The sequence below is a fragment of the Methylobacterium sp. 37f genome (assembly GCF_023093475.1).
Lineage (GTDB): Bacteria > Pseudomonadota > Alphaproteobacteria > Rhizobiales > Beijerinckiaceae > Methylobacterium.
The window spans coordinates 79,830-103,361 of record NZ_JAGHKN010000004.1 but is presented as its reverse complement, the minus strand read 5'-3'; the positions used below and the strand labels follow the sequence as shown (position 1 = coordinate 103,361).

General features: G+C 65.4%; 22 protein-coding genes. 7 read left to right on the top strand and 15 right to left on the bottom strand.

Annotation, left to right across the window (positions count from 1 at the left end; translation table 11 throughout):
- Positions 1–2 precede the first annotated feature (2 nt).
- The 9 genes from J7U37_RS04235 to J7U37_RS04195 all read right to left on the bottom strand — a co-directional run bounded on the left by J7U37_RS04235 (position 3) and on the right by J7U37_RS04195 (position 9,861).
- Entirely contained in the window at positions 3–881 is an 879-nt protein-coding gene (locus tag J7U37_RS04235) for a YicC/YloC family endoribonuclease (RefSeq protein ID WP_247634908.1), read from the bottom strand.
- Between the two features lie 290 nt (positions 882–1,171).
- The gene (gene mltG / locus J7U37_RS04230) at positions 1,172–2,539 is read right to left on the bottom strand and encodes an endolytic transglycosylase MltG (protein ID WP_056189326.1); all 1,368 of its coding nucleotides are present in this window, start codon (positions 2,537–2,539) and stop codon (positions 1,172–1,174) included.
- Positions 2,540–2,749: 210 nt separating this feature from the next.
- Complete coding sequence (locus J7U37_RS04225) at positions 2,750–3,886, bottom strand: beta family protein (RefSeq protein ID WP_247634978.1); 1,137 nt, start codon at positions 3,884–3,886, stop codon at positions 2,750–2,752.
- A gap of 20 nt (positions 3,887–3,906) precedes the next feature.
- Positions 3,907–5,169, bottom strand: a complete 1,263-nt coding sequence (locus tag J7U37_RS04220) for an XRE family transcriptional regulator (protein ID WP_247634907.1) — start codon at positions 5,167–5,169, stop codon at positions 3,907–3,909.
- A 102-nt stretch (positions 5,170–5,271) separates the two neighbouring features.
- Complete coding sequence (fabF, locus tag J7U37_RS04215; protein ID WP_247634906.1) at positions 5,272–6,534, bottom strand: beta-ketoacyl-ACP synthase II; 1,263 nt, start codon at positions 6,532–6,534, stop codon at positions 5,272–5,274.
- A gap of 83 nt (positions 6,535–6,617) precedes the next feature.
- Positions 6,618–6,854 (bottom strand): acyl carrier protein, encoded by a 237-nt coding sequence (locus tag J7U37_RS04210; protein WP_018044468.1) that lies wholly within the window; start codon positions 6,852–6,854, stop codon positions 6,618–6,620.
- Between the two features lie 466 nt (positions 6,855–7,320).
- Entirely contained in the window at positions 7,321–8,061 is a 741-nt protein-coding gene (gene fabG, locus J7U37_RS04205; protein WP_056479132.1) for a 3-oxoacyl-[acyl-carrier-protein] reductase, read from the bottom strand.
- Positions 8,062–8,077: 16 nt separating this feature from the next.
- Complete coding sequence (gene fabD, locus J7U37_RS04200; protein WP_247634905.1) at positions 8,078–9,019, bottom strand: ACP S-malonyltransferase; 942 nt, start codon at positions 9,017–9,019, stop codon at positions 8,078–8,080.
- A 119-nt stretch (positions 9,020–9,138) separates the two neighbouring features.
- Entirely contained in the window at positions 9,139–9,861 is a 723-nt protein-coding gene (locus J7U37_RS04195) for a carbonic anhydrase (RefSeq protein ID WP_056189341.1), read from the bottom strand.
- 230 nt (positions 9,862–10,091) lie between these two features.
- Between J7U37_RS04195 and rpoZ the strand changes: the two genes are divergently transcribed.
- From rpoZ to J7U37_RS04180, 3 genes are all read left to right on the top strand, one after another.
- Positions 10,092–10,502, top strand: a complete 411-nt coding sequence (rpoZ, locus tag J7U37_RS04190) for a DNA-directed RNA polymerase subunit omega (RefSeq protein ID WP_056189348.1) — start codon at positions 10,092–10,094, stop codon at positions 10,500–10,502.
- A gap of 217 nt (positions 10,503–10,719) precedes the next feature.
- Positions 10,720–12,963 carry a bifunctional (p)ppGpp synthetase/guanosine-3',5'-bis(diphosphate) 3'-pyrophosphohydrolase gene (locus tag J7U37_RS04185; protein WP_056189352.1) on the top strand — a complete coding sequence of 748 codons (2,244 nt, stop codon included), beginning with the start codon at positions 10,720–10,722 and terminating at the stop codon, positions 12,961–12,963.
- A 380-nt stretch (positions 12,964–13,343) separates the two neighbouring features.
- Positions 13,344–14,087, top strand: coding sequence for an NYN domain-containing protein (locus tag J7U37_RS04180; RefSeq protein ID WP_247634904.1), 744 nt, complete (start codon positions 13,344–13,346; stop codon positions 14,085–14,087).
- A 111-nt stretch (positions 14,088–14,198) separates the two neighbouring features.
- On the opposite strand, the gene smpB is transcribed toward J7U37_RS04180, so the two are convergent.
- Together smpB and dapA are read right to left on the bottom strand one after the other, a co-directional pair.
- A complete protein-coding gene (gene smpB, locus J7U37_RS04175; protein WP_056189358.1) occupies positions 14,199–14,672 on the bottom strand; it encodes an SsrA-binding protein SmpB in 474 nt (157 codons plus the stop codon).
- A gap of 80 nt (positions 14,673–14,752) precedes the next feature.
- A complete protein-coding gene (gene dapA, locus J7U37_RS04170) occupies positions 14,753–15,652 on the bottom strand; it encodes a 4-hydroxy-tetrahydrodipicolinate synthase (RefSeq protein WP_056189361.1) in 900 nt (299 codons plus the stop codon).
- Between the two features lie 186 nt (positions 15,653–15,838).
- Between dapA and J7U37_RS04165 the strand changes: the two genes are divergently transcribed.
- The 3 genes from J7U37_RS04165 (at position 15,839) to J7U37_RS04155 (ending at position 19,935) form a co-directional block, all read left to right on the top strand.
- Positions 15,839–18,106 (top strand): lytic transglycosylase domain-containing protein, encoded by a 2,268-nt coding sequence (locus tag J7U37_RS04165; protein WP_247634903.1) that lies wholly within the window; start codon positions 15,839–15,841, stop codon positions 18,104–18,106.
- A 198-nt stretch (positions 18,107–18,304) separates the two neighbouring features.
- A complete protein-coding gene (locus J7U37_RS04160; RefSeq protein WP_056189694.1) occupies positions 18,305–19,024 on the top strand; it encodes a molybdopterin-binding protein in 720 nt (239 codons plus the stop codon).
- 65 nt (positions 19,025–19,089) lie between these two features.
- Positions 19,090–19,935: a formate/nitrite transporter family protein gene (locus J7U37_RS04155; RefSeq protein WP_247634902.1), complete on the top strand. Its 846-nt coding sequence runs from the start codon at positions 19,090–19,092 to the stop codon at positions 19,933–19,935.
- Between the two features lie 7 nt (positions 19,936–19,942).
- Here the strand turns inward: J7U37_RS04155 and J7U37_RS04150 are convergent, their stop codons facing one another.
- Together J7U37_RS04150 and J7U37_RS04145 are read right to left on the bottom strand one after the other, a co-directional pair.
- Positions 19,943–20,161 (bottom strand): hypothetical protein, encoded by a 219-nt coding sequence (locus J7U37_RS04150; RefSeq protein ID WP_056189369.1) that lies wholly within the window; start codon positions 20,159–20,161, stop codon positions 19,943–19,945.
- 195 nt (positions 20,162–20,356) lie between these two features.
- The gene (locus tag J7U37_RS04145) at positions 20,357–20,536 is read right to left on the bottom strand and encodes a hypothetical protein (RefSeq protein ID WP_056189372.1); all 180 of its coding nucleotides are present in this window, start codon (positions 20,534–20,536) and stop codon (positions 20,357–20,359) included.
- Positions 20,537–20,785: 249 nt separating this feature from the next.
- Between J7U37_RS04145 and J7U37_RS04140 the strand changes: the two genes are divergently transcribed.
- Positions 20,786–21,652 carry a porin family protein gene (locus J7U37_RS04140; protein WP_056189375.1) on the top strand — a complete coding sequence of 289 codons (867 nt, stop codon included), beginning with the start codon at positions 20,786–20,788 and terminating at the stop codon, positions 21,650–21,652.
- A gap of 128 nt (positions 21,653–21,780) precedes the next feature.
- Here the strand turns inward: J7U37_RS04140 and J7U37_RS04135 are convergent, their stop codons facing one another.
- Both J7U37_RS04135 and J7U37_RS04130 read right to left on the bottom strand, forming a co-directional pair.
- Positions 21,781–22,215, bottom strand: coding sequence for a heme-binding protein (locus tag J7U37_RS04135; protein ID WP_056189378.1), 435 nt, complete (start codon positions 22,213–22,215; stop codon positions 21,781–21,783).
- A 219-nt stretch (positions 22,216–22,434) separates the two neighbouring features.
- Entirely contained in the window at positions 22,435–23,409 is a 975-nt protein-coding gene (locus J7U37_RS04130; RefSeq protein WP_056189381.1) for a CoA ester lyase, read from the bottom strand.
- Positions 23,410–23,532: the final 123 nt, after the last annotated feature.

Sequence of the window (23,532 nt, the reverse complement as noted above, 5' to 3'; positions counted from 1 at the left end):
ACCTACTCGACGTTCTGAACCTGCTCCCGGAATTGCTCCACCACGGCCTTCAAGTCGAGTCCGATCCGCGACAGGGTGACGTCGTTGGCCTTGGCGCACAGGGTATTGGACTCGCGCCCTAGCTCCTGGGCCAGGAAATCGAGCTTGCGGCCGATGGCGCCGCCGGCGGCGAGGAGTTCGGCCGCGCTGGCCAGATGGGCCTGGAGCCGGTCGAGCTCTTCGCGGACATCGGCCTTGGCGGCGATCAGCACCGCCTCCTGGTGCAGGCGGTCGGGATCGAGGCTGCCGGCCTCCAGCAGGGTCGCCACGGTGGCGGCAAGGCGCGCCTTGACGGCTTCCGGCTTGCGGGCCGGGCAGGCCTCGGCGGCGGCGGTGAGCCGGGCCATCTCGGACAGCTGGCCCTCGATGACGGCGCGCAAAGCCCGTCCCTCGGCCTGGCGGGCCTCGACGAGGTCGGCCACCAGCTGGACCACGCCGGCGGCGAGATCGTGGGCCAGGGCGTCGGTGTCGGCGCCGGGCTCCTCGTCGGATTCGATCACGCCCCGGATGCCGAGCAGCCCGTCGAGGGAGGCCGGGGCCAGCCCCTCGGGGCGCGGCACGCGGGCGATGGCGGCGGCGAGCTGGCCCAGCAGGGCCTCGTTGACGCGCACGCGCGGGGCGGAATCGGGGCGGGTCAGCGTCAGGTTGAGTTGGCACTGGCCACGCGCCAGACTCTTCTGCAGGGCGGTGCGGGCGACCTCCCCGACCGCGTCGTAGCCGCTCGGCACCCGCAGGCGCACATCGAGGCCGCGCCCGTTCACGCTGCGGACTTCCCAGGCCCATTGCACCGGCCCGGTGGTGCCGGCGGCCCGGGCGAAACCGGTCATGCTGGAGAGGATCATCGTGGTGTCCGCGTCGGACCGACCGCCTTCCCTCCCCCTTGTGGGGAGGGACCGAGGGTGGGGGTGGTTGGGCGACCCTGCGGGTGCCGAGGCAGGGCCATCGCATGGGGTGGCACCTCGTCATCCCGGGGCCGCGCAGCGGAGCCCGGGATCCAGAACCACAACGGGTGCCAGACTTTACACCGTCGGCGGCTCTGGATTCCGGGCTCGCCTGCGGCGCCCCGGAATGACGGGGTGGTTCATCGATTTATTTGGCTCGCAAAGAGACTCAAGAGCTGCGTACCGAACCCCTACGGCTGCTTCAGCACCGGCACGGTCTTAGGCGAATTCAGGTCGAAGGTCTTGTTGCGCAGGGGGTCGAGGCGGGTGCCCTCGGAGGCGTCGAAGGCCCGCGGGCGGACGCTGCCGGGCTCCGGGGTCGCCGCCATGTTGGTGCCGTCGGGGGCGTAGGCCGAGGCGGCGCCGGGCACGGTGGCGGCGGGGGTGCCGGGCGGATCGGCCTTGTCGACCACCGCGTCCGGGGTCGGGGTCTGGCGCGCCTTCTCGACCTGACGCCAGCGGGCGACGTTGCGCGAATGGCCTTCGAGGGTCTCGGCGAAGGCGTGGCCGCCGGTGCCGTCGGCCACGAAGAACAGGTCCTTGGTGCGCGAGGGGTTGGCCACGGCCTCCAGGGCGGCGCGCCCGGGATTGGCGATGGGTCCCGGGGGCAGGCCCTCGATCACGTAGGTGTTGTAGGGCGTGGCGCGCTCGATCTCGGTGCGCTGGATGCCGCGCCCGAGGGTGCCGCGCCCGCCCACCAGCCCGTACACGATGGTGGGGTCCGATTGCAGCTTCATGCGCTTGTTGAGGCGGTTGACGAACACCCCGGCGACGCGGGGACGCTCGTCGGCCCGGCCGGTCTCCTTTTCCACGATGGAGGCCAGGGTCACCATCTCGGCCGGGGTCTTCACCGGGATCTCGGCCGAGCGGCGCAGCCAGATCTGGTTGAGCACCTCGCGCTGTTTGGTCCGCATCAGGTTGACGATCTGCTGGCGGGTGGCGCCGCGCTCGAACTTGTAGGTGTCGGGCAGCAGCGAGCCTTCCGGCGGGATCTCGTTGATGTCGCCCGTGAGGATGTCGTTGTCGTTGAGCCGCATCACGATCTGCTCGGAGGTCAGCCCCTCCGGGAACGTGATGGCATGCTGCACCTGACGGCCGGAGGACAGGGTGTCGATGGCCTCGCCGATGCTGGCATGGGCCTTGAAGGTGTACTCGCCGGCCTTGAGCGCCTTGCCGGAGAAGCGGGCGGCCCATTCGAACAGGGCGGTGTGGGTGATCACGCCCTCGCGGCTCAGCGCTTCGGCGATCTCGGAGGTGCCGCTGCGCGGCGGGATGACCACCACCTTGTCGGCGGGCAGCGGCCCCGGCTCCTTGGTCTGACGCTCGAACAGGGTCACGCCGATCATCACCGCGATGGCCAGCACCACGGAGGCGGTGAGCAGGCCGGAGATACGGGCGAGCAAGCCGCCGCGCTCACGGACCGGACGGTCGGGCGGCGGCGGCGCGGCGGTGGGCTTGATCGCCTCGCTCGGGCTGCGCGGCGACAAACGGTTGGGCAGGGCCGGCTCGTCGGACGGGATCGGCGTGGGCGCCGGATTCTGACGTTTGCGGAAGAACATGGACATCCTGTTCGGGCCTTTAGGCCCCCTCCCCGGCCTGTTTCGGTCGTGGAGTGTTCTCGGGCTACGCCGTGCGGGCCATTAGGGGGCAAGCTTAAACAGTTTTGTGGCAAAATGCAGGATCAGAAAGTGATCCCCCCTCCTTTCGCGAGCGACACGTTCTCTGCCTGTTCTAAAACATGTTGATGATATGTGAAGCTCTCGACATCATTACGCGAATAAGTTTTGCTGAACATATCGTTTAGCCCGCTTCAGTCTCTTCAAACGCTCACCCCTCATGTCCATTAGATCGAATACAATTTTAGTTATGTGTCTATTAGTGTTAATTTGACGCCAAGTCGTCGCATTACCGGTCTTTCCAACACCAGCTGCACATAGGTCAATAAACTCGTCAGCCGCCGAAAAATCGAAGCCGTCGTAATGCTCAGAATTTTTTACTTTACTTGCGACGGAACGAATTGTCCCATTGTCTTCTGAATTCAGCCAATCGCCGCCTCGGAAAATCGCCCAATATTTTCGTGTAGCATACCGAAGATGGGGTATTACTCCACGACCACCCTTTTGGCCAAAGTTTAAGATAGAGCAATCAGCCCCATGGTCGCCAAAAATGACAGGCTTCTCTTTTACCAATCCGAGATCAGCCAATTTTTCCCAAATAACGAATTCATTTCGAATGATTATGCATTCGCTGTTTTTAGCAGCAGGATTTTTAGTCGGATAGGATGTTGCGGATACGATAATATTTCGCCATTCACCTAATGATTGAATGACACGCACCGCCTCTGAGATAACGATTACTGCGTCTTCTATTACATCCAATGCCGTGTCGTTACAGTCTAGAACAATGAGTGCATTCTTAGGTGAAATCCCAACTATATTGATAATATCATATATTTGCTTATGAATATCTTTATCTTGCGTATTGCCGATCGGAACCCGTATCGCGAGAGGGGTTCTTAGTATCGAGAATATTTTTTGACAGCCTAATCTCTCGCTAGAATTGCTCGTAAGGCTAAGTACTGGTGAGCAATATGCACCTTTTCGATGAGCTATCGTAAACAACTCCGGCATCCACTCGTGCGCTTTCATTCTGCCCAAGGGATCTAGCAACTGACTCACATCAAGCAGAGACAATCTCGATGGCCAATATTTTGCAACACGTCGTGCCGTTAAATGGATGGCCTCATCCGGTGTAATCACTCGCTTACGACTTGGATCTCGCTCTATGATGGGGGGGGCTATAAAATGCGGTAGGAACCGGTCCATAACCTCTGGTGAAAGCGATGCTACTCCAATATATTCTCCACGCTTAAATCTGAGCATTGCGGAGTAAAGGATACTATCCATTTCAACCACGAGCCTGGCTCCTATTGATTACCAAAAAAAAGACTGCGGATTTTTCCCTGACCTACTTTGTCACTAAAGAGATTATATCCTCTTTCTTTACGAATTTTTCCAAATAGTAGTGCCTCATGTATCATGAGGTTCTTAGCTAACTTTGAAACTGACTCAGCAGATTTAGATAGTCTTGCAGGAGAGGTTCGCCATTTTTCTGAGGAAATAATAAGCTCCCCGGCGAAGGTATTAGCCTCGTGCTCCAAAGGTGAGTCGGAAATTGTATCAAAATCGTCGAAGAAGCCAGCATCAAGGCCTTTCGAGTGATGAAGGTGTATATGTCCAATTTCGTGAAGTAGCGTAAACCAAAAACTGTCTATCCGGTCATGCCTGATAGTTAAGGCGATGACTGGAGTGTCTTCAACGAGAAGCGCAACGCCATCAATCGCCATACCGGGAAATCCAGCCAGGATGATTACGATCAGACCTAAGTCTAGAAGTTTATCAACAGCTTGGACGGGGCCATTCGAAACAGTACTTAATGATAAGAGTTCTGAAATATAATCAAGACGCAGAAAATCGAATTTGCAGCTTAATTGCGCCCTTTGACACAACGCCCTATTTATTACTTCAGAAATCCAGATTTTCTCTTCAAAAGTTCTTGTGTTTTCAAGCCTGTTTTTGCCTGACTTGAATAAAGCTTTCGAAGAATAAGCCTTAGAACTGGTGACCACCAAATCTTTAGTAAGTTTTTCGATTTCGGCATCAGACAAATCATTTGTCCGATTCCCAAACCAATTATGCTTTCTGATGTGATTAGAAAATTTCTTGTCTAGCGCAAAATCATTATCCGTATCGGATTCTGTATTAGAAGTTGAACTTCCTGACGCTGAAATTTCAATGTTTAGTTTCTCAAGCAAACCAATGAATGTGCCAAGCTTGATCGATGAGTAAGACTCAGCTTCGTATCGCTGAATCTGTTGCTCCTTAACGCCAAGCTTATCGGCTAAATCTTTTTGAGAGAAACCTGATACAATTCTTGCGATGATTGGCAATTTACCAATATCGAAACTTGATAAATTTTTGTAGTTAAAGCTATGTTGTTTTTTAATAATCTCGAAATTTTCAATATCAGTTTTCAATCGAGCTATTGCTGAGTCTATGCCTTCCCTTTGAAGCTCTATAACTTCAGGGGCTATTCCATCTTCGAGTAAATTCAGGAGAAAACTGTTGCCGCGAGCCGCATCCAGCCGGGCGAGCTCTTTCCTCGCTCGTTGAAGCTCTCGTTCATTCAAGATTTTGGGTATCGTGCTCACTGAACGATATGAACACAACGAAATTGTTGTGTCAATCGAGCGCGTGGATAGGCCGTAGTTTCCGAGCGATCAGTCTGTGTCTTAATCCACCCGCCGCATCACCAAGCTCGCATTCGTCCCACCGAACCCGAACGAATTCGACAGCACCGTATCCACCCGCTTGCGCTTGGCCTCGTGCGGCACGAGGTCGATGGCGGTCTCGACGGAGGGATTGTCGAGGTTGAGGGTCGGGGGCAAGATGCCGTCGCGGATGGCCAGGATCGAAAAAATCGCTTCAACGGAGCCGGCGGCGCCGAGGAGGTGGCCGATCGAGGATTTGGTCGAGGACATCGAGGCCTGGGCGGCGTGGTCGCCGAGCAGGCGTTCCACGGCCTTCAGCTCCAGCTCGTCGCCCATGGGCGTCGAGGTGCCGTGGGCGTTGATGTAGTCGAGGTCGCTGGCCTGGATGCCGGCGCGCTTCACGGCGGCGCTCATGCAGCGGAAGGCGCCGTCGCCGTCCGGGGCCGGCGAGGTGATGTGGTAGGCGTCGCCGGTGAGGCCGTAGCCGATCACCTCGGCGTAGATCTTGGCGCCGCGGGCCTTGGCGTGCTCGTATTCCTCAAGGACGACAACGCCGGCGCCCTCGCCCATGACGAAGCCGTCGCGATCCTTGTCGTAGGGGCGCGAGGCGCGGGTCGGGTCGTCGTTGAAGCCGGTGGAGAGGGCGCGGCAGGCGGCGAAGCCCGCGAGCGCGAGGCGGTTGACCGGCGATTCGGCCCCGCCCGCCACCATCACGTCGGCATCGCCGAACTGGATCAGCCGGGCCGCGTCGCCGATGGCGTGGGCGCCGGTGGAGCAGGCCGTCACCACCGCGTGGTTGGGGCCTTTCAGGCCATGCGCGATCGAAATCTGGCCCGAGGCCAGATTGATGATGCGGCCGGGAATGAAGAAGGGCGAGATGCGGCGCGGGCCCTTGTCGTGCAGGGTCACCGAGGCGTCGTAGATGCCGCCGATGCCGCCGATGCCGGAGCCGACCATGACGCCGGTGGCGCACTGGTCCTCGTAGGTCGTCGGGTGCCAGTCGGCATCGTTCAGGGCCTCGCCGGCGGCCGCCATGGCGTAGACGATGAACGGATCGACCTTGCGCTGCTCCTTGGCCTCCATGAAGGCGTCGGGATTGAAGCTGCCGTCGGTGCCGTCGCCGAAGGGCACGGAACAGGCGATGCGGCAGGCCAGATCGTCGACGGGGAACGCCGTCACGACCTTGGCCGCCGACTCGCCGGCGATCAACCGGCTCCAGGTGGCTTCGACCCCGCTGGCCAGCGGCGTCACCATCCCCAAGCCCGTCACCACTACCCGACGCATCGCGCTATCCCGAACCGGTCCTGTCATCACAACGAATGGCGTGCGGGGCCCGGATCGGCCCCGCGCACGCGCGATCCGTGGCCTTAAGCGGAGTTCTTCTCGAGGAACTTCACCGCGTCGCCGACCGTCTGGATGGTCTCGGCGGCATCGTCGGGGATCTCGACGTTGAACTCTTCCTCGAACGCCATCACGAGCTCGACGGTGTCGAGGCTGTCGGCGCCGAGATCATCGATGAAGTTCGCGCCCTCGACCACCTTCTCCGGCTCCACGCCGAGGTGCTCGACAACGATCTTCTTCACGCGCTCAGCGATATCGCTCATCGGTCTTGGTCCTTAGCTCTTCAAGGTCGTGATGGTGCAAGGATCTTTGTGTGAAGAGTCTTGCTGGTGGAGGTCTTGTTCTGGGAGGTCTTGTTTTTAAAGGTGCCGTGGCCGCCGTCCCGTCTCGGGACTGACTGTCGGATGGAGCGGCCGGTGTGATCGATCGCGCGTTTCGGTCAAGTCACCGGACTTGTCCAGTCGGTGACCCGTGATTTTCCAACCTCCGCAACACGCTGAATCGGCACCCCCCTCGCACGGCAGCCGGGGTGTTAACACAGGGTTCCGACGCTGGCGAGGGGCGGTTCACAACCCGTTCATCGGTGTGGCCTTTTCGAGCCGGTCCCCGAAATTATCCCCTGTGCGGTGCAGCAGAAACCGTCCTCCTCCCCCTTGTGGGGAGGGGCCAGGGGTGGGGCTGCGCCGGTGCCCCCCCACAAGGTGGAAGAGAGTAGAGAGGCGCCCGGCCTCAATACATCGCCATGCCGCCGTTCACGTGCAGCGTCTGGCCGGTGACGTAGGCGGCCTCGTCGGAGGCGAGGTAGATCGCGGCCGCGGCGATGTCGGTGCCGGTGCCGAGGCGGCCCATGGGCACGCGGGTGAGGATGCCGTCGCGCTGCTTGTCGTTCAGCGCGTCGGTCATCGGCGAGGTGATGAAGCCCGGCGCGATGCAGTTGACCGTCAGGTTGCGGGTGGCGACCTCGGCGGCCAGCGCCTTGGTCATGCCGACGAGGCCGGCCTTGGCGGCGGCGTAGTTGACCTGCCCCGGATTGCCGGTGGCGCCCACCACCGAGCCGATGTTCACGATGCGGCCGTGGCGGCGCTTCATCATGCCCTTCACCGCCGCCCGCGACAGCCGGAACGCCGCCGACAGGTTGACGGCGATGACCGCATCCCACTCGTCGTCCTTCATGCGGAGCACGAGGTTGTCGCGGGTGATGCCGGCGTTGTTGACCAGGATGTCGAGGCCGCCGAGGGCCGCTTCGGCAGCCGGGATCAACGCCTCGACCGAGGCCTTGTCGGAGAGATCGCACGGCACGAGGTGGACGCGCTCGCCCCCGAGTTCGGCCGCGAAGGCTTCCAGGGCCGGCTGGCGGGTGCCCGAAATGGCGAGCGTGGCGCCCTGCGCGTGCAGGCCCCGCGCGATGGCGCCGCCGAGGCCGCCGGTGGCGCCGGTGACGAGGGCCTTGCGGCCGGTCAGGTCGAACATGGGCGTTCCTTGAGGTTCAGCCGAAGGCGGGAAAGGCAGCGATGTCGTCGGGCGTGCCGACCGCGCCCGCGACGGCGCCGGGCGCGATGCGCTTGACGAGGCCGGTGAGCACCTTGCCGGTGCCGATCTCGTTGAACTGGTCGATGCCGGCGGCCGCCATCGCGGCGACGCATTCGCGCCAGCGCACGGTGCCGGTGACCTGGGCCACCAGGGCCTCGCGGATCGCGGCCGGATCGGTCAGGGGGGCGGCCCGCACGTTGGCGTAGACCGGCACCACCGGGCTGTGCATCGCGACCTCGCCGAGCGCCTGCCGCATGGCCTCGGCGGCGGGGGCCATCAGCGAGCAGTGGAACGGGGCCGAGACGTTGAGCATGACCGCGCGCTTGATCCCGCGCGCCTGCGCCAGGGCGACGGCCCGCTCGACCGCCGCCTTCGCGCCGGAGAGCACCACCTGGCCACCGCCATTGTCGTTGGCGACCTCGCAGACCGCGCCCTCGGCGGCCTCGGCGGCGATCGCCTGGGCGATGTCGGCATCGGCGCCGATCAGCGCCGCCATGGCGCCCTCTCCCGGAGCCACGGCGCCCTGCATGGCGGTGCCGCGGATGCGCAGCAGCCGGGCGGCGTCGGCGATGGAGAAGGTACCCGCGGCGCACAAGGCCGTGTATTCGCCCAGCGAATGCCCGGCGACGCAGGCGACGTCGCGCTTCAGGTCCAGGCCGCGCTCGGCCTCCAGCACGCGCAGCGTCGCCAAGCTGGCGGCCATCAGGGCCGGCTGGGCATTGGCCGTGAGGGTGAGGTCCTCCACCGGCCCCTCGAACATCAGGCGCGAGAGCGGCTGGTTCAGGGCTTCATCGACCTCCGCGAACACGTCGCGGGCCTGGTGGAAGTGCTCGGCCAGCGCTCGCCCCATGCCGACGGCCTGACTGCCCTGGCCGGGGAAGATGCAAGCGCGCGCCATGTGATCTCCTCGTCGTCGGGCCAGGATTGCCCGGCCCGGATAGCCCAAACCGGAAGGGCGGCGCAGTCGCACCGCCCGCCACCTGTGTCAACATGGCACCGCAGCGAGGCGGGCGGGTGTCAGCCCTGGTTGAAGAAGTCGACCGTGCCAGAATCGAGGCTGTAGGACGCCCCGACGATGCGCAGCTTGCCGGCCCTCAGCGGATCGAGCAGCGACGGCTCTGAGGCGCTGCGCAGGCGCTCCACCACCCGGTTGACGTTGGCCCGCACGCAGTTCTCGGTGAAATCGCCCGGCACGTCGCGCTGCGACAGCACCGCCGGCACAATCGGCTCGATCATCCGGCCGATGGAGCCCGGGAAGACGGTGTTGTTCTTGACGACGTCGATGGCGGCCTCGACGGCGCCGCAGCGGCTGTGGCCCATCACCAGCACCAGCGGCACGCCGAGTTGCGAGACGCCATACTCGATCGAGCCGAGGGCCGCGGTGTCGACGCAGTTGCCGGCATTGCGCACGATGAACAGCTCGCCGAGGCCGCGCCCGAACAGGATTTCGGGTGAGACGCGCGAATCGGAGCAGCTCACCAGCACTACGAACGGCGTCTGCCCCAGCGCGATCTCGATCCGGCGCTCGCGGCCCTGCACCGACCGGACCGGACTGTCGGTCTGGTAGAGCCGGTTGCCCTCCTTCAGGGCCTCCAGCGCCTGATCGGCGGTCAGGGTCGTCTTCTTCGAGGACGGGACCGCCGCGAGACTGAGATTCGGCAGCGCCGTCGCGGCAAAGCACGCGGCCCCGAGAGCGCAGCCGCAGCCGAGAAGGCCGCGGCGGGTGAGATGTGCAGTCATGGTCGGTTCGTCCCCCGGCCGCGCCGGTTCTTCGCCGCGACTCGTCTCCTCTATAACCGGTCAACGCGGAGGGTCCCTGAGGCGTTATGCGGGAGATGGCGATGGGATTGCCGGGGATCGATGAACGTGGGCAATGGGATAGGCTGACCCTGCCGCTTGTTGCCCGGCGCCAAGGGGTGTATGCATCGGGCTCAGCCCAGAAATTCCGTCCGAGGAAGGAGCCGTCCGCCATGGCTCGCGTCACCGTTGAAGACTGCATCGACAAGGTCGAGAACCGCTTCGAGCTGGTTCTGCTGGCCAGCCACCGGGCGCGCCTGCTCGCTGCCGGCGCCCCGCTGACCATCGATCGCGACCGCGACAAGAATCCCGTCTGCGCCCTGCGCGAGATCGGCGACGAGACGATCACGGCGGATGACCTGAAGGAACAGCTCATCCACTCGATGCAGAAATATGTCGAGGTCGACGAGCCGGAGGCCGAGACCGTGCCGCTGCTGTCGAGCTCGCCGGCCGCCGCCGCCGTCGCCCCGCCCTCGTCGAGCGACGACGGCGCGGTGCAGTTCGATCGCATGAGCGAGGAAGACCTGCTGCGCGGCCTCGAGAACCTAGCGCCGCCCACCGAGACGGACGAAGAGGCCGAGTAGGCCTCCTACCTTCGCGACGACGCGACGAGAACCCGGCCTTCGCGCCGGGTTTTTTCATGCTGGGATCGGGGCGGGAGAATCGCTTTTCCTACGGTGGGCCCCGGAATTTCCGCGGATGCGACGCCGTGGGGCTGGCGTGGACGCGTGCGATGCGGGACACATCGGGAAGCGGCATCCGCTGCCGGATGCGTTGCGTTGCGGAAGGGTCTCCCGGCGGATGATGCGCCAATACGAGCTTGTCGAGCGGGTCAAGCGCTACAATCCCGCCGCGAACGAGGCCCTGCTCAACCGCGCCTACGTCTATGCCATGCGCGCGCACGGAACCCAGAAGCGAGCCTCCGGCGATCCCTTCTTCGCCCATCCGCTCGAAGTCGCCGCCATCCTGACCGACCTCCGGCTCGATGACGCCACCATCGTGGCGGCCGTGCTGCACGACACCGTCGAGGACACCGCCGCGACCCTGGACGAGATCCGCGAGATCTTCAGCCCGGAAATCGGGGCGCTGGTCGATGGCCTGACCAAGCTGAAGCGCCTCGACCTCGTCTCCAAGCGGGCGGCGCAGGGTGAGAACTTCCGCAAGCTGCTGCTGGCGGTCGCGGCCGATGTGCGCGTGCTTCTGGTCAAGCTCGCCGACCGCCTGCACAACATGCGCACGCTGCACCACATGCGCGTCGACAAGCGCGAGCGCATCGCCCAGGAGACCCTCGACATCTACGCCCCGCTCGCCGGCCGCATGGGCATGCAGGAGCTGCGCGAGGAACTCGAGGATCTGGCGCTTCGCAATCTGAAGCCGGAGATCTACGCCACCATCGCGCAGCGCCTCGCCGACCTCTCGGCCAAATCGGAACGGCTGGTCGAGAGCATCGAGCACGATCTGACGGCGAAGCTCGCGGCCCAGGGCATCAAGGCGGTGGTCACCGGCCGGCAGAAGCGGCCCTACTCGATCTCGGCCAAGATGGAGCGCAAATCGGTCGCCTTCGAGCAATTGTCCGACATCTTCGGCTTCCGGGTCGTGGTCGAGACCCTGGCCGATTGCTACGGGGCGCTCGGCGTCGTCCACACCAGCTGGCCGATGGTGCCGGGCCGGTACAAGGATTACATCTCGACGCCGAAGCAGAACGATTACCGCTCGATCCACACCACGGTGATCGGCCCGAAGAGTCAGCGCGTCGAGCTGCAGATCCGCACCGCCGCCATGGACGAGATCGCCGAATACGGCATCGCCGCCCATGCCCATTACAAGGAGAGCGGCGGCAAGGACGAGATCGGCGGAGGTCATCCCCGCCTCGCCACCGAGAGCGGCGCCTACCAATGGTTGCGCCGGACCATCGAGCTGCTGGCCGAGGGCGACAGCCCGGAGGAGTTTCTGGAGCACACCAAGCTCGAACTCTTCCAGGACCAGGTGTTCTGCTTCACCCCGAAGGGCCGGCTCATCGCCCTCCCCCGGGGCGCGACCCCGATCGACTTCGCCTATGCGGTCCACACCGATGTCGGCAATTCGGCAGTCGGGGTGAAGATCAACGGCAGGATGGCGCCGCTGCTGCACGAACTGGTCAACGGCGACGAGGTCGAGATCGCGCGCTCGGACGGCGCCGCGCCGCCGGCGGCCTGGGAATCCCTGGTGGTCACCGGCAAGGCGCGCTCGGCCATCCGCCGGGCCACGCGCTCGGCGGTGCGGCGCCAATATGCGGGCCTCGGCCGCCAGATTCTCGACCGGGCCTTCGAGCGCGCCGCCAAGAGCTTCTCCGAGGACAAGCTGCGGGGGGCGCTGCCGCGCCTCGCCCGGCAGAGCCTGGAGGACGTGTTCGCCGCCGTCGGCCGGGGCGAGATGTTCTCCGGCGACGTGGTGCGCGCGGTCTATCCCGACCACAAGGACGAGCGCCGCGGGGCGCCCGCGCCCCTGCCGCAGCCGACCTCCGGCGACGGCGCCGGCCGCCTGAGTCTCGCCAAGGACCAGACCATGCGGCTGACCTTCCCGGAGGGTCGCGCCGCCGAGCACGGACGCGCGGACGGCATTCCAATCCGCGGCCTCGACGGCGACCTGCCGGTGAGCTTCGCGCCCAATGGCGGCGCCGTGCCGGGCGACCGCATCGTCGGCATTCTCACGCCCGGCATCGGGGTGACGATCTACCCGATCCAGTCCGCCGCCCTGGCCGATTTCGACAACGAGCCCGACCGCTGGCTCGACGTGCGCTGGGATGTGGAGGCTGGGGCCAGCGAGCGCTTCCCGGCGCGCCTCGCCCTGCAATCGATCAACGAGCCTGGCGTTCTCGCCCAGATCGCTCAGGTCATCGCCGACCACGATGGCAACATCGACAATGTCTCGATGAAGCGGAAGACCCAGGATTTCACGCAGATCATCATCGACCTGTCGGTCTGGGACCTGAAGCACCTCAACGCGATCATCGCTGAACTGCGCGGCAAGCGCACGGTGAACAAGGTCGAACGGGTGAACGGCTGACGGCGTGCCCGGGGCGGCCTGTTCGGCTATGGTGCTGCATCCGTTCGGTGATTCAGGACGGATCAGCCTGGGCCTCGGGGTCGTGACGGGGCGCAGCACAGCGCCCCCAATGCCCGGGGCTAAGATCGATTGATATTTGCAGTTGCATGCCAAAGTGGTGTTCAACAGGAAGATTTGACTTTTTGTCGCCGCAGGATTTAAACAAACATAGGTATTTCAGGCGTTATATCTGAGCTGAGAGGCCGTTCGGCGTTTTTCGCCCTGCTTTGGTCTGCCGGCGCCCAAGATCAAGTCCGCGCATGAATTCCTTCGCCTGAGAATATCTAACGGACTTTGTTACCTTATTTCTTGCAACATTTCTCTATTAAATGGACCGGTTCATGAGCGCACAACAGCGCAGCGCGCTATTCATCGATGGCGCAAACCTCTACGCGGCGACCAAGGCTCTGGGTTTCGATATCGATTATCGCCGGTTGCTGAAGGAATTCCAGTCCCGCGATAATCTCCTTCGGGCATTCTACTACACGGCGATCGTCGAAGACCAGGAATACTCGTCGATCCGCCCGCTGATCGATTGGCTCGACTATAACGGTTTCCGGGTCGTCACCAAGCCCGCGAAGGAATTTGTCGACTCGATGGGTCGGCGCAAGGTGAAGGGCAATATGGACATCGAGCTGGCGATCGATGCCCTCGAGCTCGCCCCACGAATCGACCACATGGTGCTGTTCTCCGGCGACGGCGATTTCCGCTCCCTGGTGGAAGCCATGCAGCGGCGCGGCGTGCGCGTGACGGTGGTCAGCACCATCCAGACGCAGCCGGCCATGATCGCCGACGACCTGCGCCGGCAGGCCGACGAGTTCGTGGACCTCGCCCAGCTCATTCCGCGGATCGGCCGCGATCCCGGCGAACGCACCGGGGGGCGCGCGCCGGACAGCCGCAATCCCGACGTCAGAAGCCAGGATAGCCGAAGCCAGGATAGCCGAAGCCAGGACAATCGTGGATCGGGCGATACCGGCACCCGCTCGCGCGGCGAAACCCCGGAGCGCTCGGCGCGCCCGGTCCCGGCTGCGGCCCTGGAAAGCCGCTACGGCATTCGGCAGAGCGACGAACCGGTGGAGTCTTAGAGCCTCAGGCCGAGCCATCGTGCGAAAGACGAAAGGCCGGGCGTCTCGCGACGCCCGGCCTTTTCGCATCTTTCATCGATTCGGGTGGACGCAAGCCTCGCCCCGGAGATCCTAGCCCTTGTCGCGCATGATGCGGGCGCGGTCGCGCTGCCAGTCGCGCTCCTTCGAGGCCTCGCGCTTGTCGTGCAGCTTCTTGCCTCGGCCGAGCCCGAGTTCGATCTTCGCCCGTCCCTGCTCGTTGAAGTAGATCTTCAGCGGCACCACGGTGAAGCCCTCGCGCTGGGTCGCACCGATCAGCTTGTTGATCTGCTTGCGATGCAGCAACAGCCGGCGCGGACGCTTGGTCTCGTGGTTGAAGCGGTTCGCCTCGACGTATTCGGGGATGTAGGCGTTGAACAGCATCAGATCGGTGCCGGACGGACCGGCATAGGCCTCGCCGATCGTCGCCTTGCCCTTGCGCAGGGATTTCACCTCGGTTCCCGTCAGCGCGAGCCCGGCCTCCAGGGTATCGGTGATCTCGTAATGGTAGCGGGCGGCGCGGTTGTCGGCGACGACGCGGCGGTTCGATTCAGGTTTGGGAGCCATCACAACGTCGGGTCAGGCCGGTCGCAGAGTCGCGACCGGGCCGAGGAATATGGTTCGTCGTCGCCGATTTGCCAGATGGTTCAGGCGTCGAGCAGGCCCGCATGGCGCAGGGCGGCATCCACGAGCGCCTTCGTCTCGTCGCCGACCGGGAGGAGCGGCAACCGCACCTCGTCGGTCATCAGGCCGAGCCGCGCCAGGGCGTACTTCGCCGGCGACGGGTTCGGCTCGACGAACATGCTGGCATGGAGCGGCATCAGACGGTCCTGGATCTGCAGCGCCTTGGCGTAATCGCCACCGAGCGTCGCGTCCTGGAGGTCGGCGCAGAGCCGGGGCGCCACGTTGGACACCACCGAGATGCAGCCGCAGCCGCCCTGGGCGTTGAAGCCGAGCGCCGTCGCATCTTCGCCGGACAGCTGGATGAAATCCTCGCCCATGGCCTGGCGCTGAAGGCTGACCCGGTCGAGCTTGGCCGTGGCATCCTTCACGCCGGCGATGTTCTTGAGTTCGTACAGGCGCGCCATCGTCTCGACGCTCATGTCGACGATGGAGCGCCCGGGAATGTTGTAGAGGATGATCGGGATGCCGATGGCATCGTTGACGGCCTTGAAATGCGCGTAGAGCCCGGCCTGGGTCGGCTTGTTGTAATAGGGCGTCACCACCAGCACCGCGTCGGCCCCGGCCTTCTCGGCGTGGCGGGCGCGGGACACCGCCTCGGCGGTGGAATTGGAGCCGGCGCCGGCGATCACGGGCACGCGGCCGGCCGCTTCCTCGATGCAGATCTCGACCACGCGGTCGTGCTCGGCATGGCTCAGGGTCGGGCTCTCGCCGGTGGTGCCGGTGGGAACGAGCCCGTGGATGCCCTCCGCGATCTGCCAGTTCACGAACTTGCGGAAAGCGGCCTCGTCGAAGGCCCCGTCCTTGAACGGGGTCACGAGCGCGGTCATCGCGCCCCGGAGGCGTCGGGTGGAGGTCTCGGTCATCCTGGCGTTCCCAGCCGTCGGTCTTGTCATGGCCGGTGTTCCGGCAGCGGCACCGCGTGTCGCGGACGGGCAGACATAGGCGCTCGCCCGCACCGGCGCAAACGCTGCTTTGCCGGGGTTAATGCCTTCTTAATGCCCTCTGGGTGAGCTTGATGGTCTGTCCACGGTGATGGGACTGGAAGAACCATGGTGTTCTCGACGCAGCGCGCAGCCCTGATGCTGGCCCTCAGCCTGGCTTCGGCCGGCGCCCTCGCGGCCTCTGCCGGGCCGGACGGGGAGCCGAGCCTGCGGCCGGCGAGCGATGCGGTGGCGCCCTCCGCCGCCCTGCCGGACGCCAAGATCCCCGATCCGGTCGCGGCCGACGCCCTCAAGATCGACGCGAAGGCGCCGGAGGCCGCCCCGAGCCAGGCCCTCCCGGCCGCCGCCAAGGCCTACGCGTCGGCCGACCCCGAGGCCGGCATCGCATTTCCGCTCCCCGATGCGGCGGTCTCCCCCGTCGCCCCGATCCCCGAGGTGCCGGACCCGGCCCGCGCCGCCCAGGTGGCGCCGGATATCGACCTGCCGGCCCTGCGGCAGGCCATCGATGCCTACCGCAAGGGCCGCGTCTCCGAGGGCGACCGCCTGCGCGACGGCTTCAAGGACCCGGCCGCCCGCGCGCTCCTCGAATGGGTGGCGATCCGGGCGGGAGCCGGCATCGGCTTCGAGCGCACGGTGTCGTTCACCCGCCTCCATCCCGACTGGCCGGCCGGCCCGCTGCTCCGGCGCCGGGCCGAGGAGGCCCTGCTGACCGAGCGCCGCAATGCCGCGACCGTTCGGGCGTTCTTTGCCGCAGCGAAGCCCGCGAGTGCGCCGGGCAAGTTCGCCCTGGCGCTCGCCTTCAAGGCCGACGGGCTGGACGAGGACGCGGCCGCGCTGGTGCGCGACCTGTGGCGGTCCGAGACCTTCGGCCGGAACCTCGAGACCAAGGTGGTCGACGCCTTTCCGACGGTGCTGACCCGAATCGATCACCGCTACCGGATGGAGCGCGCGCTCCTGAAGGAGGATTACGACACCGCCGGGCGCGCCGCGGCTTTGGCCGGCGGCAGCTACGCCACCCTGGTGCGCGCCCGCCGCGCAGTGGAGGACAAGAGTTCGTCCGCGCCCGCCGCCCTCAACGCGGTGCCGCCGTCGCTGCGCAGCGATTCATCCTACATCCTGTCACGGGCCCAGTACCTGCGCCGCCATGACAAGTTCGCGGAGGCGGCCGCGATGCTGGCGACCGCGCCGACCAACGGGGATGTCCTCGTCGACGGCGACGAGTGGTGGGTCGAGCGCCGGATCGTGGCCCGCAAGCTGATCGATACCAACGACCCCGCGGGTGCCTACGCGGTCGCCCGCGCTCCCTGCGCCCGCACGGTGGAGAAGCGCATCGAGGCCGCGTTCCACGCCGGCTGGATCGCCCTGCGCTTCCAGGACGACGCCGCCAAGGCGGCCGGGCACTTCGCCGAAGCGGCCGAGATCGCCGAGACCCCGATCTCGCTCGCCCGCGTCGCCTATTGGCAGGGTCGCGCGGCCGAGGCCCTGGGACAGGCCGAGGCCGCCAAGACCTTCTACGAGCGGGCCGCCCTGCAGCCGATCGCCTATTACGGGCAGTTGGCGCGCACCAAGCTCGGGCGTTCCAGCCTGTCGCTGCGCAGCATTCCCAGCCTCGACGCCAAGCAGCAGGGCGCCTTCGACCAGCGCCTCTACGTGCGCGCCCTGAAGATGCTGGAAGCCGCGGCGATCCGCGATCTCGCGCTGCCCCTCTACATCGACGCGGCCAATCGCCTGACCGATGCCGCCGAACTCGAAGCGCTGGGCAACATCGCGGCCGAGCAGCGCAACTCCCGCGCCCTCGTGGCCATCGGCAAGGCCGCGGTTCAGCGCGGCCTGCCCCTGGACGCCCACGCCTATCCGACCATCGGCATTCCGAACTACGAGGCCTCCGCCGCCGTGCCCCTGGTGGAGAAGGCGATGGTCTTCGCCATCGCCCGCCAGGAGAGCCAGTTCGACCCGCAGGCGCAATCGAGCGTCGGCGCCCGCGGCCTGATGCAGATGATGCCGGCGACCGCCCAGCGCACGGCGCGCCGCGTCAGCGCCAGCTTCGACCAGGACCGCCTGACCAGCGACCCGGCCTACAACGCCCGACTCGGCCAGGCCCATCTCGGCGAGCTGATGGAGGATTGGCGCGGCTCGTACATCCTGGCCTTCGCCTCCTACAATGCCGGCGGCGGCAACGTGAAGAAGTGGATCGACGCCTACGGCGACCCGCGCAAGGGCGGCGTCGACCCCATCGACTGGGTCGAGCGCATCCCCTTCACCGAGACCCGCAACTACGTCCAGCGGGTGATGGAGAACCTGCAGGTCTATCGTAACCGGCTCGACGGCAAGAGCGCGCTCCTGATCGACGGCGACCTCCAGCGCGGGGCGCGCTGACTCGACGGGGACCGCCAGCGCGGGGCGCGCTGACCCGGCGCCGCCCGACATGGTCAGCGAGGCCCCGCCGCGCTAGGTGGCAGGATCTCAGCCGCCTGCCCCGGACATGCCGTGACCGATTCCACCGAAACCCGAACCGTCCTCCCCGAAGCGGTTACCGCCGAAGCCGCTGCCCCCGAACCCGCTGCTCGCAATGTCATCACGGCCGCAATCCTGGTCATCGGGGACGAGATCCTGTCCGGGCGGACCAAGGACAAGAACATCGGCACCATCGCCGATTACTGCACGGCCATCGGCATCGACCTGAAGGAGGTGCGGATCGTTCCCGACGAGGCCGACCGCATCGTCGCCGCCCTCGACGCGCTCCGGCACGCCTACACCTACGTCTTCACCACCGGCGGCATCGGCCCGACCCACGACGACATCACCGCCGATTGCGTGGCCGCCGCCTTCGGGGTGACGATCGACATCGACCCGCGCGCCAAGGCGATGCTGCTGGAGCGCCACAAGCCGGAAGACCTCAACGAGGCGCGTCTGCGCATGGCCCGCATCCCGGCCGGCGCCGACCTGATCGCCAATCCGATTTCGAAAGCGCCGGGCTTCCGCATCGGCAACGTCTTCGTCATGGCGGGCGTGCCGGCGATCATGCAGGCGATGCTCGACACGATCGGCCCGACCCTCGACACCGGCGCAAGGGTGCTGTCGGAAACCATCGAGGCCGGCAACATGCCCGAGGGCACCTATGCGGGCGGCCTCGCCGCTATCGCCAAGGCGCACGGGGCTGTCTCCATCGGGTCGTATCCGTCGATGACGCAGACCGGGTTCGCCAACCGCATCGTGGTGCGGGGCAAGGACGCCGAGGCCGTCGCGCGGGCGAAGGCCGAGATCGTGGCGCTGCTCGCCACCTTGCGGATTTGACGCGACCGCCCGAACCCGGGCCGCCGTGACCCGCTTGCATCAATGCGACCTGTGGAGCGGACACGATGGCGAAGCAGACGGAGAACGAGGATGCCGAACAAGCGGAGAGCGTGGCCGAGAGCGGCCGGCCGGACGCCTTCGTCCTGCACGAGGTCATCCGCCGCGAGGGCGACGAGGAGTTGCGGCGGCGTGGCGGCGCGCTGCTGATCTCGGCCCTCGCGGCCGGCCTCTCGATGGGCTTTTCGCTGATCGTGCCCGGGGTGCTCCAGGCGCATCTGCCGGAGGCTCCCTGGGCCAGCCTGATCACGAGCCTCGGCTACGCCACAGGCTTCCTCATCGTGGTGCTCGGGCGCCAGCGGCTCTTCACCGAGAACACGCTGACGCCGATCCTTCCGCTCCTGCACGATCGAAGCCGGACGACCCTGCGGCGGGTGCTGCGCCTGTGGGGCATCGTGCTCTTCGGCAACATCGTCGGCACGGCGGCGATCGCGGCGGTGCTCGCCTTCTCGGACGCCTTCGAACCCGGCCTCCATGCCGCCTTCACGCAGATCAGCCATCACGCGCTGGCCTCGGCCTTCGCCACCACGGTGATCAAGGCGGGGTTCGCCGGGTGGCTCATCGCCCTGATGGTCTGGATGCTGCCCGCGACCGGTTCGGCGGCGGTGTTCGTCGTCATCCTGATCACGTGGCTGGTCTCGATGTGCGGCCTCAGCCACATCGTCGCCGGATCGGTGGATACGTTCTACCTCGTCTTCACCGGCGAGGCCTCGATGGTCGACTATGTTTGGCGCTTCTTCCTGCCGACGCTGATCGGCAACGTCTTCGGCGGCACGGCCCTGGTGGCGGTGCTCAATTTCGGCCAGGTCGCTCCGGAGGTCGAGGCCCAGAAGGAATCGGACGGCGAGGCGTGAGCCGGGCTCAGCCCGCGGAATCCGCCCGGCCCCGGACGTAGCCGTGCGAGATCAGGCGGTCCCGCCGCAGGGTTCGCCGCTCGGCCTCGCACAGATCCGTCAGGGCATCGGCCACGGCGCGGTGCAGGGCCAGGATCGCATCGCCGCCAGCCTCCTCCAGGTAAGCGGACACGATGGCCTCCGCCGGAGCCGCCCACTCGGACAGGGTGTTGGGACGAGGCTGCATCGCGGATCCTGATTGAGAACAGATCAGGAACATGATCCGACCCGCCAGGGTGGGTCAACCGGGATTCGCAGGTTTTCCCCGAGGTCGGTTCGAAAGGCGCCGCCACAGAACGATGTGTCGGCGCGGGATCGTTAAGAAACGCACGCGCTTTCCGCAGCGCGCACGCGTTGATTCTTATGCGCGCACGAGCCGGTTTCAGGCTCGCACGAGCCCCTTTCCTTTAACGGCCGCCGCGAGGGCTTTGAGGTTCCGGTTGAGATCGGCGATCTCGTTCAGCGCGATCGTCTTGTGGCCGTCCTTCACCGCGCGCTCGATGTCGCTCACCTGGTCGGTGGCGATGCGCTTCAGTTCGGCGGCGAGCTGGTCCCGTGTCATCGTCGCTCCTGTCACGGCTGGAGGGGTGCCGGATCGATCTAGCGCAACGTGCTTAACCGGCCGTTGTCGGATCCGGCATCGCACCGCCTCGCGCATCGTCCCACATTCTCCGATCCGCGAAGTCCGGGCGTAGAAATTCGGTACGGCCTGAGACGCTTCCGAGGGGGGTGTGTCTTGCGGGGCATAGTCGAGATGAACAACCGAGGATAGCTTGGCCAACAACTCTCCGACCCTGGGACAGACACCCCGATGATCTCAAAATTCCTCCTGGCCGGCGTTGCTTCGCTCGTCGCCCTCGGCGCGGCCAACGCTGCTGACCTTCCGCGCCGCGAAGTGGCGCCGGTCTTCACCCCGATCCCGGTCTTTACCTGGACCGGCATCTATGTGGGAACGCACAGCTCCTACACCTTCAGCGACAGCCAGAACATCCGGACGCTGGGCAACAACGACAACACTGCCAGGAACGTCGCTCTCGGCCGCCGCGCGCCGAACTTCAAGGCCGAGCAGGACGGCATCGGCAATATCGGCGGTGGCATCGGCTACAACTATCAGCTCACCCCGGGCTCCGGCTTCGTCATCGGCGCCGAGGCCGACGTGACCTGGACGGATATCGGCAAGCGCCGCGACTATCTCGGCCCGGCCATCGCGCAGAACAACTTCATCCCGGATCCGAGCAGCTACCGGAACCGCCTGAACTACCTCGGCACCGTGCAGGGCCGCCTCGGCTACGCCTTCGACCGGTTCCTGGTCTACGGGACCGGCGGCTTCGCCTACGGCGAGGTCAAGTATCAGGCCGACTTCTTCAACACGGCCGGCCAGCTCGCCTATTTCGGCCGCTACAAGGGCATGGAGACGGGCTACGTCTACGGCGGCGGCGTCGAGTACGCGATCCCCACCGACAGCTTCCTGAACCGCTTCAACTTCATCGGCGGTCTCATCGGCGCCAGCGCCATCACGCTGAAGGCCGAGTACCTGCGCTACGACCTCGGCAGCCGCAACGTGCTGGTGAACAACACCGGTCTGGGTGCGCCCGCCACCGGCTCGTACACCTCGCGCTTCAACACCGAGGGCAACCTCATCAAGGCCGGCTTCAACTACAAATTCGGCTCGTACTAGGATCATTCGGTCCGGCGGCCCTGCGGGGTCGCCGGACCGGGACGTCCCGGACGAGAAAAGCCCCGCTCTCGCGAGCGGGGCTTTTTGCTGTTCGGTGCCGGATCGCCCGCGTCGGTGACGGGGTCGGGTCAGGTCCGCCAGGGGTGGGCAGGCAGTTCCGTCGATCCGATCGAGCTGGCACCGGCCAGCGCCACCGCGTGGTCGTTCTCGACGGTGGAGCCGCTGACGCCGATGGCGCCGGACATCTCACCGTCCTTGTCGACGATCGGGATGCCGCCCGGGAAGGTGATGAGCCCGTCGTTCGAGTGCTCGATGCCGTAAAGCGGCCCGCCCGGCTGCGAGAGCTGGCCGATCTGGCCGGTCATCATGCCGAAGAACACGGAGGTCTTGGCCTTCTTGTGCGAAATATCGATGGAGCCGACCCAGGCGCCGTCCATCCGGTAGAACGCCTTCAGGTTTCCACCCGAATCAACCACGGCGATGCACATCTGTGTGCCGAGCTCGACGGCCTTGGCGCGCGCTGCCTCGATAGCCTTGTGCGCGTCTTCGATGGTCACGTGCATGATCGGATCTCCCTGAATACCTAGTCGTGGTGTCGTGTCATGCGAGAGCGTGACACGCTGATCTTGTAGATTTTCAGCAACGCTTGCCGATGACGGCGGTCTGCTAACGGACGAGGGCCCGATTCGGTGCCCTGGCATCCCCAGAACCCTCGCCAAACAAAAGGGCCGCCCCCGAAGAGGCGGCCAAGGTGCGGGTTAGTTCGTCTGGTCGCTCGCGTGTCAGCTCGCCGACATCGCGTTGGCCTTCTCGATCAGTGCCTCGGCCATGCGGATGGAGGCGATGTCGATCAGGCGGCCATCAAGGGACACGGCGCCCTTGCCGGCCTTGGCGGCGTCTTCCATGGCCGCCAGGATGCGGCGGGCCTTGTCGACTTCGGCGGCCGACGGGGTGAACACCTCGTTGGCGAGATCGATCTGCGAGGGGTGGATCGCCCACTTGCCCTCGAAGCCGAGCGCGGCGCAGCGGCGGGCGGCGGAGGTGTAGCCGTCCGGATCGGAGAAGTCGCCGAAGGGGCCGTCGATGGGACGCAGGCCGTAGGCGCGGCAGGCGACCATCATGCGGGCCTGGGCGAACAGCCACGGGTCCTGCCAATGGGTCTCGCGGTTGCCGGACTCGTCCTTATCGGTCAGGACCGAGTAGTCCTTGTTGACGCCGCCGATGACGGTCGAGCGGGCGCGGGTCGAAGCGGCGTAATCGGCGACGCCGAACGACATGGCTTCGAGGCGCTTCGATGAGGTCGCGATCGCCTCGACGTTGGCCATGCCGAGCGCGGTCTCGATCAGGACCTCGAAGCCGATCTTCTTCTCGCGCTTCTTGGCCTGCTCGATCTGCGTCACCATCACGTCGATGGCGTAGACGTCGGCCGGCACTCCGACCTTGGGGATCAGGATCATGTCGAGGCGCGGGCAGGCCTCAACGATGTCGACCACGTCGCGGTACATGTAGTGGGTGTCGAGACCGTTGATGCGGATCATCATGGTCTTGTTGCCCCAGTCGATCTCGTTGAGCGCCTGGATGATGTTCTTGCGGGCCTGCTCCTTGTCGTCCGGAGCGACCGCGTCCTCGAGATCGAGGAAGATCACGTCGGCCTTCGAGGTGGCGGACTTTTCCATGAAGGTCGGGTTGGAGCCCGGAACGGCGAGCTCCGAACGGTGAAGGCGCGGGGTGGCCTGCTGGATCAGGGTGAAGCTCATTGGGATTCCTTCCTGTTGGGAGTGTTCTGGTCGTTCATGAGACCCGACGGTCGGGCCACCATACCGGTCCGGATGCGCCTGAGCGCAAGCCCGAGGGCCTGGGGCGGCCCTCGGTTTCCTGAC